The organism is Thiobacillus sp. (assembly GCF_018780105.1).
GTDB lineage: Bacteria > Pseudomonadota > Gammaproteobacteria > Burkholderiales > Thiobacillaceae > Thiobacillus.
The window spans coordinates 1-14,478 of sequence record NZ_JADMKC010000050.1; the positions used below are offsets into that span (position 1 = coordinate 1).

A 14,478-nucleotide genomic window follows, 5' to 3' on the forward strand; every position below is an offset into this window, starting at 1 on the left:
GCCGACTGCCGATGGATCATCCCAATGAGCGTTCGCTGCACGCGACACCGACGCCACGTATCGGCGGGCTGGGCATCATGGCGGGTGTGGCCGCTGCCTCGATGTGGCTGGCAAGTGCGAGCTTGGCGCCGGTGATGCTGGCGGCGTTTGCCCTGACTGCGCTGTCGGTGCTGGACGATGTGCGTGGGTTGCCGGTGGCGCTGCGCTTTTTGGCGCATTTCATCGCGGCAGGGGCAGTCCTGCTGGCGCTGGGGCTCGGCGGATGGGGTCTGCTGCTGGCAACGCTGGCAGTCGTGTGGATGACCAATTTATATAATTTCATGGATGGCGCGGATGGCTTGGCAGGCGGTATGGCAGCCATCGGCTTCGGGGCGCTGGCGCTGGCGGCATGGGGCAGCGGTGCGCCGGAACTAGCGGCGCTGTGTGCGGCAATCGCAGCGGCGGCACTGGCTTTTCTGCGCTTCAATTTCCCCCCCGCGCGGATATTCATGGGGGACGCCGGTTCGATCCCCTTGGGGTTTCTGGCCGCCACGCTCGGAATTTTCGGCGCGCGGCAAGACGTATGGCCATGGCTTTTTCCCTTGCTGGTGTTTTCGCCATTTATCGTCGATGCCAGTGTGACCCTGGTGCGCCGCGGGCTGCGCGGCGAAAAAATCTGGCAGGCGCACCGTTCGCATTATTACCAGCGCGTGGTGTTGCTGGGGGCATCGCACCGCCAGTTGGCCTGGGCGGCGTATGCGCTGATGCTGACAAGCGCCGGTTTGGCGTTTGCGCTGCTGCGTATGCCGCAGCGCACGGCTTCTCTGCTTATACTGGCGGCCGCACTTTATCTGTTTGTATTTCTGGCTATCGACCGACGCTGGAACCGATCCCGCAATGAATCTTAATCCCCGTAGTCTTGCCATCATCCTGCACGACATCCTGGTCGCTGCACTGGCCTGGCTGGGCGCGTACTGGTTGCGCTTCAATCTTGCCGTACCTGCGGAATATCAGGCCGCTGCGCTCTCCACGTTGCTCTGGGTGGTGCCCCTGCAGGCCGTGGTGTTCTGGCGTTTTGGCCTATACCGCGGCATCTGGCGCTTTGCCAGCCTGCCCGACCTCAAGCGCATCGTGCTGGCTGTCGGCTTGGCTGCCGTGATGATTCCGGTGGTATTGATTCTGTTCCGCGTCGATGTGGTGGTGCCACGGTCGGTGCTGATTCTCGATCCATTGTTGTTGTTGATGGTGATGGGGGGAAGCCGCTTGGCCTACCGCGCCTGGAAGGAACATCGCCTGGCCAGTGTGTTGCACCCGGACAGCAAGCCTGTCCTGGTGGCAGGTGCCGGATCGGCCGCGGATTTTTTGCTGCGCGAGCTGGCACGCAATCCCTCGGGGTTTCATGTGGTGGGGTTGCTCGACGACAGCCGCGACAAGCAGCGTCGGCTGGTGCAGGGCATACCGGTGGTGGGCGCGCTGGATGAAGTGGCGGTCCACGCACGCAAGATGGATGTGCAGGACATTGTGCTGGCGCTACCCTCGGCTGCGCATGACGTGCGCAAGCGCATCACCCAACTGAGCGCCGAGGCTGGACTCAATGTGCTGACGATCCCGTCGCTTGAAGACCTGGTGGCCGGACGGGTGTCCGTGGCCAGCCTGCGGCGCATCGAACTGGACGATCTGCTGGGGCGCGATCCGGTGGCGCTCGACGACAGTGGCTTGCACCAGTTGCTGACCGGGCAGGTGGTGATGGTGACGGGCGCCGGCGGTTCGATCGGGTCCGAGTTGTGCCGCCAGATTGCGCGTTTTTCGCCCGGCAAGCTGGTGTTGTTCGAGCAGTCCGAGCTGGCCTTGTATTCGATGGAGCAGGAACTGCCGCAGCGCTTTCCGGAGGTACCGATTGTGCCGGTGATCGGCGACGTCAAGAACGCCGAATGGGTGAACCGGGTGATGGCGGAGCATCGTCCCGCCGTGGTGTTCCATGCCGCTGCCTACAAGCATGTGCCGCTGATGGAAAACGGCAATGCCTGGGAAGCGGTGCGCAACAACGTGCTGGGCACGCAGGTGGTTGCCGCTGCCGCGCAGGCGAACGGGGTGGGCAAGTTTGTGATGATTTCCACCGACAAGGCGGTCAACCCGACCAATGTAATGGGCGCGACCAAGCGGCTGGCCGAGATGGCCTGCCAGGCGATGCAGAAACCGGAAGGTACGCGTTTCGTATCGGTGCGTTTCGGCAACGTGCTGGGTTCCTCCGGCAGCGTGATTCCCAAGTTCCAGCAGCAGATCGAGGCGGGCGGGCCGGTGACGGTGACGCATCCCGAGATCACCCGTTATTTCATGTCGATCCCCGAGGCTGCGCAGCTGGTGCTGCAGGCCGGACTGATGGGGGCGGGCGGCGAGATATTCGTGCTGGACATGGGCGCACCGGTGAAGATCGCCGAACTCGCCAGCCTCATGATCCGTTTGTCGGGCGCGGACGAATCGCGTATCCGCATCGAGTACACCGGCCTGCGCCCCGGCGAAAAGCTTTATGAAGAGTTGCTCGCCGACGACGAATCCACGCTACCCACGCCGCACCCCAAACTGCGCGTGGCCAAGGCGCGCGCGGCCAATGCGGATTGGCACGCCGAATGCTTGGCCTGGCTGGCGCATGCCGAGCCGCACGACGAAGCGACGGTCAAGCATCAACTGCGAACCTGGGTGCCGGAGTATCAGCCGGGGTCGGCGTGAGCCTCAATAAACTGCGGGTAAAAGTAATCGGCAGCGTGCCGGATGCGATCTGGCTGCACCAGTTTCCGCATGGCGAACCGGTCTGGGGCGCGTGCGAGTTTGTGTTCGATCGCACCGCAACCGATTACGACTGGCTGCTGGTCTACGACGATCTGCCGGCACGCGCGGGCGAGACAAAAAAAACCAGCCGCGAGGTTTTGGGGTGCCCGCGGGCGCACACCCTGCTGGTGACCAGCGAGCCCTCATCGGTCAAAATCTACGGTGACGACTACACCCGCCAGTTCGGGGCGGTGCTCACCAGCCAGCCCGAATGGGCCTTGCCGCATCCGCAGCGCATTTATTCACAGCCTGCCCTGCAATGGTTTTATGGCGTGGGCAGCCGCGCAATCCTGCCGTTCGACAGCATGCTGCAGCCCGCCGATAAAACCCGCGACGTATCGATGGTGTATTCGCCGAAGGCCATGCGCCACACTCTGCATTACCACCGCGCCCATTTCATGCGCGGGCTGGTGCAGCAGATGCCGGAACTCGATATTTTTGGTCGGGAAACGCCGCGTCCGCTGGACGACAAGGCCGATTGCCTGCGCGATTACCGTTACCACGTTGCGATCGAGAATTTCGTCGGCGCGCATCACTGGACCGAGAAACTCGCCGACCCGTTTTTGGGGTTGACCCTGCCGTTCTATTACGGCTGTCCCGATGCGGAAGCCTATTTCCCCGCCGACAGCTTTATCCGTATCGACATCCACGATCCGGCGGGCGCACTGGAAATCATCCGTGCAGCGGTGGCCGGCAACGAATACGAGAAGCGCCTGCCCGCGCTGATCGAGGCGCGACGGCGGGTGATGTTCGACTACAACCTGTTTGCGGTGGCAGCGCGCGAAATTGCACGTTTGCATCAGGCAGGGGCGCAAGCCGAGCCGGGGGCGGCGATCCTGTCGCGCCGCGCCATGCGGCTCAGCAGTCCGGCGGTGGTCTTGCGCGACCTGTTCGGCAAGCTGCGCGGGCGCTTGCTGCATCTGCCCGCTGCGATTTGGGGGCGCTAGTTGCTCAGCGGCGCGGCGTGCGCGCCAGTTGTTCGTACAGGTCCAGGGTTTGATCCAGCATGTTGCGGAGCGGGAAAAAATCCCCGTCCGGGACCGCCGGTGGCGATTGCAGCAGTTGCGCCACGCGCTGGAAGCTTTCGTCGATGCGCCCGAGCGGCAGCAACCCGGCTGGATAGATCGTGCGCAAGATCTCACCCACGCCGCCGTGCTCGTAACCCGCAGTCGGCACGCCCAGCCGCAACGCTTCCAGCGTGGTGCGGCCAAACGATTCGGGCTGGGTGGACAGGGACAGCACCAGATTCGACATCGCCAGAATGTTTTTCAGGTCGTCGCGCTGGCCGCTGAAGCTGATGTCGTTTTCCAGCCCCATGCTGCGCACCCGGTAACGCAGTTTCTGCAGATAGCGCTGCTTGGATGCGGACGCGCCGCCGGCGATCAGGCCGTGCACCGGCAGGCCGCGACGTTTCAGTCGAGAAATCAGTTCGATCAGGTCTTCGTGGCCTTTCAGCCGCGTGACGCGGCCGGGCAGGGTGAGCAGCAGCTTGCCGACGGCCTGCGGAAACTGGGCAAAAAATGCCTGCTGCCAGACCGGGTCGGGTTTCCAGCCGTGCGGATAGGCATTGCCATCGACGCCGCGATGGATCACCTGAATGCACCACGGCAGCGTGTCGGGGTACTCGCGCAGGATGTAATCGCGCACGGTATTCGACACCGCAATCACGCGTTCGCCGCGCGTCATGATGCGGCTGTAGCGGTTGACGCCATACAGACCGTGCACGGTGGTGACGAAGCGCGGGCGCGTGGCGGGATTCATGCCGCGCCAGGCGAGCCAGGCGATCCAGGCGGGCACGCGGGAACGTGCATGGATGATGTCGACCTGATGCTGCAACAGAAATTGCCGCAGCTTGCCGACCAGCAACAGCGTCTTGAAGCGTTTGCGGCCAACCGGCCAGGCGAAATGTTCGCCGCCGGCTGCAAGCAGTGCCGGCACTTGCCGTCCACCGGCCGACATCACCAGCGCGCGGTGGCCGCGTTCCACCAGCGCCTGGGCGATTTCAAGCGTGCCGCGCTCCACGCCGCCGGATTCCAGCGCGGGCAGCAATTGCAAGACGGTTAGTTTTTGTTGTTCAGCCATTGCAGGATCCATGCGGCGCAGCGGTCGGCTTCGGCCAGCGGTTGGGTGTTGGGGTGGAGTGTCTCGTGGGCGCACCAGCTCGCAAAGCGGGTAATCCGGCGTGCCTCGGCGAGATGTGAAATGGCCCAGCCAACGCGGCTTTTCGGGTTGACCGGCAAATCGAATACCCCCACGTCGGCACCTGCGGTCAAGGCTTCGAACACCATCGATGCGCTGTCGGGCGTGACCCAGACGGTGCTGCTCTGCGCGAGCTGATCGGGTAGCCAGTCCGGCGAAGTCGCAGTATGTGGAACGAGACTCAGATGGGTGTGCGACGGTAGCGACGTCAGAAAGTCATCCGGCGTGCGCCGCGAAGTGGTGAGCGTCCAGTGCACGCCGGGCGTCTGCGCGAGGATGCTTTTGATCTGAAGCTGGATCGCGTCGCTGTCCCACTCGAAATGGGACGAGACGCCGCCAATCAGGATCAGCCCGCGTTCGGGTTGGCGTTGCCCGGATGGAAGGATGCGATTGACCGCGCCTTCGGTCACCAGCGTCTGTGCATCCGCAGCGACGCCATCGTGCTGCGGCAGGATGCACAGATCGAAGCAGCAACGCGGCAGGCTCGGTTTCATCATGACCACGGCGCGACCGCCGCATGCGCGCCGCGCCGCCAGTAGCGTCAGATGCGTGGCGTGTCCCGCGCCTATGATCAGGGCCGGCGCAGGCAGGGACGTGTACGGTGAAACCTTGAACAGCACACCCAGCCAGGCGCGCCAGGCTGACAGCGCCGGCAGGCGGTGAATCCGGGTGGGGGTTGCACGCGCCAGCGCTTCGGCCAGCCCCAGCGACTGGTTGAGGTGTCCGGGTTTGCCATCGCTGATGATCCAGATGGTGAGCGGCGCCATCAAGCTTGTTTCAGGCTCGATGCCTTCATTCATCGGCTTTGTGCCCAGTGCCGATCGAGGGCCGCCTGCCAGCTATAGGGCGTGGGGTCGAACGCAGGCGGGCTGCCCTCCATCAAGGCCGCCAGCAACGCTGCCGAGGCTGGGGCCAGGGTGACGCCATAGCGGAAATGACCGGCATTGATGAAAACATTCTCGAAATCAGGATGCCGGCCGATGATCGGAATGTTGTCCGGCGAGCCCGGTCGCAGCCCCGCCCAATGCTGCACCGGCTGGACGTTTGCCAGTGCCGGCAGGAGTTCCGTTGCCGCAGTGTGCAGACGTGATCGCGTGGCCGCATCGGTTGATTTGTCGAAGCCGGCATCTTCCAGCGTGCTGCCCACCAGTACATGGCCATCGCGACGCGGAATCAGATATAGGCCCTGGCGATACAAAATCGTGTCCAGCACCCCGGGCTCAAGCTTGAACAGCAGCATCTGCCCGCGGATCGGCCGGATATTGGGCGCAGCGGGCAAACCGGGCAGCGTGCTGCCCGACCATGCGCCGGTGGCGATGACGAACCGGTCGGCAGAAAATGCGCCCTGTGCAGTCTGCACCGTGGTCATCCGGCCAGCCTGAGCGGTCATGGATAGTGCCGGGCTATGGGTATGGATGACGCCGCCCAGTCGGGTCACCCCCGCACGCAGCGCGTTGACCAGCCTGGGGTTACGCACCTGGGCGATGTCCGGCAAGCGGATGTCGGATGGATGGGACGGCTCACGCTGTGCTGCCAGACCATGCGCTGCGCACCATGCAAGCGCCGCCTCGGGTTCGTCCACCTCGCGAACGAGCATCCCGCAGCGCCAGTATTCAGCGCATTCGCCCGACAGCGCCTCAATGGCCGCGATCCAGTCCGCATAGGCCGCCATCGAGCGAAGCGCCAGCCCGGATAGCGGCTCGGCGTAATCCCAGGGCAGCAGCGGCGACACGATTCCGCCCCCTGCCCAAGATGATTCGGCCCCGGCTTCGCCGCGTTCCAGCAGCGTCACGCGATCGCCCCGTTGCAGGAGCGCCAGCGCGGCACTCAAGCCGGAGACGCCAGCGCCCAGCACAAGGACGGAGGCGTTTTTACCCGTTTTTCGAGGCTCATCCATGGGCTCGACCTACAACTAAAGTTGTATAGAAACGCCTCACGCAGAATGGCATGCTCCCTGGGGGAAATGTAAATCGGGGAGAGAGATAAATGCTACGACGTGGGTTCACGCTGGTGGAGTTGCTGGTAACGATGGCGGTGGGTGCGATTTTATTGGCGATTGCCATTCCGGGCTATGGATTTCTGGTGAATGCCAGCAAGTTGGCTGCGGTGACCAACGAGCTGGTATTTGCTTTGCAGCTGGCACGCTCTGAGGCGGTCAAGCGTGGCCAGCGTGTCACCGTTTGCAAAAGTGCCAATGCGCTCAATCCTGTGCCCGCTTGTAGTAGCACAGGGCAATGGCAACAGGGTTGGCTGGTATTCGTCGATTTTGGCGGCCGGGGTGTCGTGGATTCGGACGATACGGTGATTCATGTCTACGGTGGCAGCCAGAATGCGGTCATTACCGCCATCAACTTCAGTCAGTTTGCCAGCTACATGCCGACGGGTAGAAGCGAAGGCTCATCCTGGTTACCGAACGATACGATGCGTGTCTGTCTGGAAGGGCATGCACGCAAGGTGATCGTGAACAAGCTGGGCCGGGTGCGGCTTGAAAGCGCTGCTTGCTAAAAATGGGTCTGGAACACCCGCTGTAATTCCACGCGTGCGGTCAAATCTGCCGTCTGTCGGTAATGACTGGTATGCAATCAAGAGTGTGGCTACGGTTCGATTCATGGAAAAACTGCACACAATGCGCATGCACAGCGGGTTCACGCTGATCGAATTGCTAGTCACGATAGCCGTGGCGGGCATTTTGTTGTCGGTGGCTGTCCCCAGTTACCAGGATTTTGTGATGAACAATCGTATGTCGTCCAAGAGCAACGATGTCCTGTCGGCATTGCAAATTGCGCGCAGCGAAGCGGTCAAGCGCAATGCCAGGGTGAGTGTCTGCAAAAGTGCGGGCGGTGCTTGCGTAACGAGCGGTAGCTGGGCGCAGGGCTGGATGGTGTTTGTAGATGGCGGCGTGGCAGGAACGATGGACGGCACGGATGAAGCGATCCAGGTTTTCCCTGCATTGACCGGCACCAGCACGCTGGCAGCAGATGCCAATGCCGGTGACTTCATATCCTATTTGCCGACGGGTATGCCCAATCTGGCAGTGGGCAGTACAGCCATGCTCACCTTGTGTCCCGGTGTAACGGGCATAAGGGGGCGACAGATTGAAATTGTTGCAGCCGGGCGAGCCAACATTACCCCGATTACGGCCTGTCCCTGAGGAAATAACATGCGTCAAAAAGGCTTTACGCTTCTCGAAGTGCTGGTGGCCATGCTGATCCTGTCAATCGGCCTGCTCGGTTTGGCCGGGTTGATGGCGTCCAGTCTGCGCAACAATCACAGCGCTTATTACCGGTCCCAGGCGACGTGGCTGGCTTACGACGTGATTGACCGTATGCGCACGAATCGTCCGAATGCCGCGGCGTATGTCGTGGGAATAGGCGCAGCGTCCGGGGCAGTCGGGATGGCCGGTACGGATATTACGGATTGGAAGGCAATGATTGCAAACACACTGCCAGAAGGTGATGGGTCTGTTGCAGTGGTGGCGGCAGGTGAGGCGAGGACCGTGACTGTCACGATCCAGTGGAACGATGAGCGCGGCACGCAAGCCGCCGATGATACAAATACTGGGCCGCTACCCCTCACAGTGGTGAGTCAGTTATGAGCGCGCATCCCAATTACTCCAGAATTGGCCAGCGAGGCTTTGGCCTTGTAGAGATGATGGTTGCCGTCACGCTCGGTTTCATCGTGGTGGCGGCGGTCGGTTACCTTTACCTGGGCAGCCGCCAGTCATTCAGGAACACGGAAAACATGGCGCGCATGCAGGAAAGTGCGCGTTATGCCTTGGATACCATGGCGCGTGACATACGCATGGCGGGCTCGCTTGGCTGTACCAGCATGGGCGAAGCGGCGCCCAATTTCGTGGCGCCTGCGCCTGGGTTGACCAACGCGATGGCGGTCACGGGAGGGGACACGGGAACCGATCCACTGGGCGTGCCTGCAGCGACTGTGCCGCGTGTGGCGGGCGACGCTTTGTCGGTCTGGGGTTCGCAAGGCAGTAGTGTGACGGTTGCGTCACTGACAGCGGGTGCCAATCCCTATGCATACAAGGAAAACGACATTCTCGCGGTCGTAACCTGCCGTCCGGCGGCAGACGCACCACCGGTCGGTATTTTGCGTTCGGCACCAGTCGACCTTACTACCTTGCCGGGTGCGCCGGCTGATGAGGTCATGGAATTCGACCGCTTCTCCTATTACATCGGCAACAACCCGGCAGGCGTGCGGTCGCTCTATCGCAACAGCGTCAACGATGGCGCTGCCGAACTGGTCGAGGGGGTCGAGGATATGCAGATCATGTACGGCATCGATATCAATAATGACCGTGCGGCAGACCAGTACCAGACCGCGAGTGGTGTCGCTAACTGGGAACAGGTTGTCAGCGTGCGCATCAGTTTGCTGATGGCAAGCCCGGACAATAACCTGACCGCTGCCGCGCAGACCTATCGTATCGATGCAGACGACGATGGCACGCCTGATGCGATTGTGGCGGGCGACCGGCGTATTTATCAGACGTTCTCTACCACGGTAGGGATTCGCAACCGCTTGCAATAAGGGAATGGCAATGTATATCCCGACCCCGACCCATTCAGCCCGTACCCATGTCAGGCAGAAAGGCGTAGCGCTGATCACCGGCCTGATTTTCATGGTGGTGCTCACGCTGATCGTGCTCGCCTCCATGCGCGGCAGCATTCTTGAAGAAAAAATGGCGGGCAATCTGCGCAGCCAGAATCTGGCGTTCCAGGCGGCCGAGGCTGGGCTGCGGGCTGGCGAGCAGGCGCTGAATTCGCCGGTGGATCCGGCAACCGGCCCTGGCTATTTTGATGTGGGCGTAGTGCCCACCGGAGTGGCCAGCACGGATGACTGGAAAACCTTTGACTGGACAACCGCAGCCACGCCGGGCCTGGTTTACCCAAGTGTCGACAGTGTGCAGTACGTCATCGAGAAGCTTTCACTCAGAACAGGTACGGGCGGCAATGACGACCTGGGCTATACCCCCCAGAGCGGCAATCCGCGCGATGGCCTGTATCGCATTACCGCACGTGCAACTGCATCCGGCAACGCCCCTGTCATCCTGCAATCGATCGTCAACATCGAACAACCGTAACGAGGTGAATCATGACTCAACCGGCCAATAACTTCCTGCTCCTGAAGCGCCTCGCTCTGGTGGCAGCTGTCATGCTTCCCTTGTCGGCACAGGCCATCGAGCCGCATAACGTGCCACTGTTTCTTTCTACGGGCGTGGCACCCAACTTCGTGATTACGCTGGATGATTCGGGGAGTATGCAATGGGCATACGTTCCTGACAGCATCAGCGGGAACAGTTCAACGCGTCGCTTCAAGTCAGCGACTTTCAATGCGCAGTATTACAACCCCGCTATTCGCTATCTGCCGCCCCTTGACGTGAATGGCGTGGAGTTGACCACGACTTTTTCTGCAGCCTGGCGCAACGGGTTTTATGCACCTTACGGATCAATTGATTTAGAGACGCAATACCGGCCACAAAGTGTGTTTCGTCCAACCGGAACAGCAGCAGGCGGGTATACGCAATCTTTTGCAAACCATGCTGCGGCCGATTTGGGGGGGGGGCAGTTTTTTGGCGCTATAGCCAATAACGCGAACACGAAGGCGTATTACTACAATTTCGTATCGACGCTGCCGAGTTGCAACGGCACGATCAGCGACGACGATTGTTACCAACCGGTATTTGTGACCGCGACCTCGGGTCCCGCTACAGCGGATATCGATGGCAATGGCGTCATCGACGCGGCCGACAAGGACGAGCGGCAGAACTTCGCCAACTGGTATTCGTTTTACCGTACCCGCAATCTGGCGACCATTACCGCAGGCTCCCGTGCGTTTCAGGACATCACCCCGGAAATGCGGGTGGCGTGGCAGGCTTTGAATACGTGTACGAGCTTTGGTACTACCTCATGTAAAGGGTGGGATAACGTTTCAGTTGAGAACCGCATCCGGCGCTACGATGCCGCGCATAAAGCCCGGCTGTACAAATGGTTGTTCAAGCTGCCGGCAAACAGCGGGACGCCCTTGCGCCAGGCGCTTGGCAAGGCTGGTGAGTACTTCAGAATATCAACGGGCTTGACCAGTCCGTATGCTTTCGACCCTCAAGTTGATGATGACTCAAGCAAGCGTTATTCATGCCGTGCCAACTTCAGTATGTTGATGACGGACGGCATCTGGAATGGTTCGAACGCTTCGGGAACACTTAAAAGCGACAGTGTGGCGACTGCTTTGCCTAACGTATTCAGCACATCGTGCCCTGTAGCGACGCCAAACTGCATCGAGTCGCCACCTGCTGGTGGCGGATATGTTCCAGTTGCCCCTTACAAGGATGCGAACTCCAACTCTCTTGCCGATGTGGCTTTCCATTACTGGGCAACGGATTTGAACACCAGTTTGAAAAACGACGTTGCGCGTTACCCCTCCACTCTGGATAACGTGGACGCTACGATTCTGGGGGCAGCTTATTGGGATCCGAAAAACAACCCTGCCAAATGGCAGCACATGGTGACCTACACGGTGGGACTTGGACTCACCCGGGTGCTTGATACAACAACGCCAGCGCTGAAATGGGACGGAGATCCGCATAGCACTAATGTGACAACTAGCAGTTATCAAGATCTGAAAGCAGGAATCAAGAACTGGCCGGCAGCAGGGTCTGATCTGGTCGGTAACGTTGCCGATCTGTGGCACGCGGCGCTCAACAGTCGTGGCAAGTTTTTCAGTGCCGACGACCCCGAGACGCTTAACAAGTCGCTGAAATCGATTGTGAATGATGTGGCAGCCAAGGTCGGTTCATCGTCTTCGATCGCAGCCAACTCCAAACGTCTGGAAACCAGCACGCGTATCTATCTGGCCAGCTTCGATTCAAACGACTGGTCGGGTGAACTGGAAGCCATTCCGCTCGATCAGATTACGGGATTGCCTGGTGCCCCGGTCTGGTCTGCAAGCGCGAATCTCCCTGCACCCGCAGCGCGGAATATCTGGACGACGAGCGCTGGCGCCGCGACAAGTTTTACCGGGGCATTCGGCGGGACACTGACGGCAGATGTCGTTAACTATCTGCGTGGTGACCAGTCGCTGGAATTGCCCGGCGGGACATTGCGCAGCCGTTACAAACTGCTGGGCGACATTGTGAATTCCGATCCGGTGTTTGTGGGAGGAGAAAATTTCCGGCTTGAAGTCATCCCTGCCTACGCGACCAGTTATCCGGCATTTGTCAGCAGCAAAAGCACCACGAACATGATTTATGTAGGAGCCAACGATGGCATGCTGCATGGTTTCGATGCTGCAACCGGGGTGGAGAAATTCGCCTACGTCCCCAGTGAATTGCACAGTTCATTGGCGGATCTGACTGATGTCACCTATCCGGCCAACCACAAGTATTTCGTTGATGGTGCGGCAGCATTCGGCGATGCAGAATGGGGGGGAACATGGCGTACGGTCTTGCTCGGGACGCTGGGCGCAGGCGGCAAGTCGGTATTTGCGCTCGATATTACCAACCCCAATGCCATGGACGGTACCAAAGTGCTGTGGGAGTTCAATGGCGGCGCGCATGCCAGCAAGATGGGTTATATCTTCGGGCCGGCAACCATTGCGCCGTTTGCCGATGGACATTTCTATGCCGTGTTCTCGAATGGTTATGGCAGCGCTGACAAGCAGGCGGGCCTGTTCCTGGTGCAGGTAGATAATCCATCGAATTACTACTTCATCGACACAAAGTATGGTTCGGCCGCTGCAGAAAACGGGTTGTCGACCCCCAAACTGGTCGACCTGAACAACGACCGGATCATCGATGCAATTTATGCGGGCGATTTGCAGGGCAACGTCTGGAAATTCGATGTGAGCGCAAGCTTTGCCGCCAGTTGGAGAATCGCACAAGGTTCGGTGGCCGCACCCCAGCCCATGTTCGTGGCCAAAGATGGGACAGGCGGTTCTGCCGTACGGCAGCCGATTCAGGCTCAGCTGGGTGTGACCGGCCCCCCCAATGGGGTTTCCGGCAAGGCTATGGTGTATTTCGGCACAGGGCGTTATTTCGTGGACGGCGACTCAACCGTGACGGATAAGCAGTCTTTCTATGGCGTGCTGGACGACGAAAGCCTGACTACCTACGACAGAAACAATCTCTGGACACAAAGCATCGTCTATCAGGGAATTGAGAACTCGCAGGAGGTGCGGGTAACAAGCAACGCACCCGCTTACTGGAGCACCAAAAAGGGGTGGGTGCTGGATCTTGTTGCGCCGGACAATATTCTCCGGGGTGAACGTGTCATCTCTCCACCCCTGTTGCGGTTTGGTCGGGTGATCTTCAATACGCTGGAGCCCAGTGTGACTGACCCCTGCCTGCAAGGTTCGAGTTGGCTTATGGAGCTGGACGCTGAAACGGGCGGCAATCTTGACTACTCGGCATTGGACATCGATGGCGATGGCGATTTTGACTCGGATGATTTCGTCGAGGGCTATGCATCGGGCGCGTTCGCGGCTGCCGGCGTGAGATCGGGCTCGATGACGCTGAACCAGCCCACAGTGGTATCTGCAGGTAGCAAGGAGTACAAGTTCAGCTCGAACGTAGGCAAGGGCATCGGGGTGATTACCGAGAAAAGCGGCTCGACGGCTGGCCGGACATCCTGGCGGCAGATACAGTAATTCAACCGTTTCTGTAAGGACCAATTATGGCTATCAACTTACGACCAAGCATCGGAAACAGGGCCTCAAACCAGGGTTTTACTTTGGTCGAGTTGATGATTACGGTGGCCGTCATTGGCATCTTGGCATCGATTGCATATCCGAGCTACACGCAATATGTGCAGCGCGCCAATCGGGCAGAAGCACGGGCGATGTTGCTGGAAAATGCCCAGTTTCTTGAGCGCAATTACACCACCGCAAACCGTTACGATGAAACAAGTGGCGGGGTGGACATTAATGATGCCAGCTTACCTAAACCACAAAGTCCTGAAAATGGAGCGGCTCGATACAACATGACTGTTGTGATGGGGGCGGCACCTGCACAGACGTTTATATTATCGGCCACTCCAACAGGCACCATGTCGGGGGATACATGCGGCGTGATCACTTACACAAATGCAGGCTTGCAGGGCGCAGACGGGGATGTGGCTGAGTGTTGGCGATAATGATTGGATTGTTAACTCAGCCCCTTTGGCAACGCAAAGGCCACCTTTTCTGGCGTCCCGTCGAGGTTTCTCACTGATTTGCAACCCAGCAATTCAAGTCGCTCGATGACGGCACGCACCAGAATTTCGGGTGCGGAAGCCCCTGCTGTTACCCCTACGTGATTTTTCCTGTCGAGCCAGGTGGGGTCAATTTCCCCGGCATGGTCGACCATGTAAGCCGGTACTCCCAGATTCTCCGCCACCTCGCGCAACCGGTTTGAATTCGAACTGGTCGGCGACCCCACCACGATCACCACATCGCATTGTTTGGCCAGCACCTTGACCGCATCCTGCC

Annotated in this window: 13 protein-coding genes and 1 pseudogene; 10 read left to right on the forward strand and 4 right to left on the reverse strand. The window is 60.0% G+C overall.

Annotated elements, in window-relative coordinates; all coding sequences use genetic code 11:
- The 3 genes from IV098_RS15070 to IV098_RS15080 all read left to right on the forward strand — a co-directional run.
- Positions 1-887, forward strand: an 887-nt coding sequence (locus IV098_RS15070) for a glycosyltransferase family 4 protein (RefSeq protein ID WP_296890523.1), incomplete at its 5' end; no start/stop codon positions are given.
- Entirely contained in the window at positions 877-2,706 is a 1,830-nt protein-coding gene (locus IV098_RS15075) for a nucleoside-diphosphate sugar epimerase/dehydratase (RefSeq protein WP_296890524.1), read from the forward strand. The genes IV098_RS15070 and IV098_RS15075, both read left to right, overlap by 11 nt.
- Entirely contained in the window at positions 2,703-3,752 is a 1,050-nt protein-coding gene (locus IV098_RS15080; protein ID WP_296890526.1) for a glycosyltransferase family 10, read from the forward strand. Before IV098_RS15075 ends, IV098_RS15080 begins: the two co-directional genes overlap by 4 nt.
- A gap of 4 nt (positions 3,753-3,756) precedes the next feature.
- Here IV098_RS15080 and IV098_RS15085 read toward each other — a convergent pair whose 3' ends face one another.
- From IV098_RS15085 to thiO, 3 genes are read right to left on the reverse strand one after another with little or no spacing between them, the layout of a single operon-like run.
- Positions 3,757-4,887: a glycosyltransferase family 4 protein gene (locus tag IV098_RS15085; RefSeq protein ID WP_296890527.1), complete on the reverse strand. Its 1,131-nt coding sequence runs from the start codon at positions 4,885-4,887 to the stop codon at positions 3,757-3,759.
- Entirely contained in the window at positions 4,866-5,804 is a 939-nt protein-coding gene (locus IV098_RS15090; protein ID WP_296890528.1) for a mitochondrial fission ELM1 family protein, read from the reverse strand. Before IV098_RS15090 ends, IV098_RS15085 begins: the two co-directional genes overlap by 22 nt.
- Positions 5,801-6,901 carry a glycine oxidase ThiO gene (thiO, locus tag IV098_RS15095; RefSeq protein ID WP_296890529.1) on the reverse strand — a complete coding sequence of 367 codons (1,101 nt, stop codon included), beginning with the start codon at positions 6,899-6,901 and terminating at the stop codon, positions 5,801-5,803. Before thiO ends, IV098_RS15090 begins: the two co-directional genes overlap by 4 nt.
- An 89-nt stretch (positions 6,902-6,990) precedes the next feature.
- Here thiO and IV098_RS15100 point away from each other — a divergent pair, with 89 nt between their 5' ends.
- The 7 genes from IV098_RS15100 to IV098_RS15130 all read left to right on the forward strand — a co-directional run bounded on the left by IV098_RS15100 (position 6,991) and on the right by IV098_RS15130 (position 14,144).
- Positions 6,991-7,509, forward strand: a complete 519-nt coding sequence (locus IV098_RS15100; protein WP_296890530.1) for a GspH/FimT family pseudopilin — start codon at positions 6,991-6,993, stop codon at positions 7,507-7,509.
- 103 nt (positions 7,510-7,612) lie between these two features.
- The gene (locus IV098_RS15105) at positions 7,613-8,155 is read left to right on the forward strand and encodes a GspH/FimT family pseudopilin (RefSeq protein WP_296890532.1); all 543 of its coding nucleotides are present in this window, start codon (positions 7,613-7,615) and stop codon (positions 8,153-8,155) included.
- A 9-nt stretch (positions 8,156-8,164) separates the two neighbouring features.
- Positions 8,165-8,599 (forward strand): type IV pilus modification protein PilV, encoded by a 435-nt coding sequence (pilV, locus tag IV098_RS15110; RefSeq protein ID WP_296890533.1) that lies wholly within the window; start codon positions 8,165-8,167, stop codon positions 8,597-8,599.
- On the forward strand, positions 8,596-9,546 hold the full coding sequence (locus IV098_RS15115) for a PilW family protein (protein ID WP_296890534.1): 951 nt from the start codon (positions 8,596-8,598) through the stop codon (positions 9,544-9,546). The genes pilV and IV098_RS15115 overlap by 4 nt, the downstream gene beginning before the upstream one ends.
- 10 nt (positions 9,547-9,556) lie before the next feature.
- Positions 9,557-10,099: a PilX N-terminal domain-containing pilus assembly protein gene (locus IV098_RS15120; RefSeq protein WP_296890535.1), complete on the forward strand. Its 543-nt coding sequence runs from the start codon at positions 9,557-9,559 to the stop codon at positions 10,097-10,099.
- 11 nt (positions 10,100-10,110) lie between these two features.
- Positions 10,111-13,659 carry a PilC/PilY family type IV pilus protein gene (locus tag IV098_RS15125; protein WP_296890537.1) on the forward strand — a complete coding sequence of 1,183 codons (3,549 nt, stop codon included), beginning with the start codon at positions 10,111-10,113 and terminating at the stop codon, positions 13,657-13,659.
- 26 nt (positions 13,660-13,685) lie between these two features.
- On the forward strand, positions 13,686-14,144 hold the full coding sequence (locus IV098_RS15130; RefSeq protein ID WP_296890539.1) for a type IV pilin protein: 459 nt from the start codon (positions 13,686-13,688) through the stop codon (positions 14,142-14,144).
- 11 nt (positions 14,145-14,155) lie between these two features.
- Here IV098_RS15130 and ispH read toward each other — a convergent pair.
- Positions 14,156-14,478 (reverse strand): annotated as a pseudogene (gene ispH / locus IV098_RS15135) (4-hydroxy-3-methylbut-2-enyl diphosphate reductase); the annotation flags it as partial.

What these genes read in the sequence shown, in the direction of transcription:
- IV098_RS15075 (WP_296890524.1), top strand. Translation starts at nt 877, where the DNA reads ATGAATCTTAATCCCCGTAGTCTTGCCATCATCCTGCACGACATCCTG.
- IV098_RS15085 (WP_296890527.1), bottom strand. Translation starts at nt 4,887, where the DNA reads ATGGCTGAACAACAAAAACTAACCGTCTTGCAATTGCTGCCCGCGCTG.
- IV098_RS15090 (WP_296890528.1), bottom strand. Translation starts at nt 5,804, where the DNA reads ATGAATGAAGGCATCGAGCCTGAAACAAGCTTGATGGCGCCGCTCACC.
- thiO (WP_296890529.1), bottom strand. Translation starts at nt 6,901, where the DNA reads ATGGATGAGCCTCGAAAAACGGGTAAAAACGCCTCCGTCCTTGTGCTG.
- IV098_RS15100 (WP_296890530.1), top strand. Translation starts at nt 6,991, where the DNA reads ATGCTACGACGTGGGTTCACGCTGGTGGAGTTGCTGGTAACGATGGCG.
- IV098_RS15105 (WP_296890532.1), top strand. Translation starts at nt 7,613, where the DNA reads ATGGAAAAACTGCACACAATGCGCATGCACAGCGGGTTCACGCTGATC.
- pilV (WP_296890533.1), top strand. Translation starts at nt 8,165, where the DNA reads ATGCGTCAAAAAGGCTTTACGCTTCTCGAAGTGCTGGTGGCCATGCTG.
- IV098_RS15115 (WP_296890534.1), top strand. Translation starts at nt 8,596, where the DNA reads ATGAGCGCGCATCCCAATTACTCCAGAATTGGCCAGCGAGGCTTTGGC.
- IV098_RS15120 (WP_296890535.1), top strand. Translation starts at nt 9,557, where the DNA reads ATGTATATCCCGACCCCGACCCATTCAGCCCGTACCCATGTCAGGCAG.
- IV098_RS15125 (WP_296890537.1), top strand. Translation starts at nt 10,111, where the DNA reads ATGACTCAACCGGCCAATAACTTCCTGCTCCTGAAGCGCCTCGCTCTG.
- IV098_RS15130 (WP_296890539.1), top strand. Translation starts at nt 13,686, where the DNA reads ATGGCTATCAACTTACGACCAAGCATCGGAAACAGGGCCTCAAACCAG.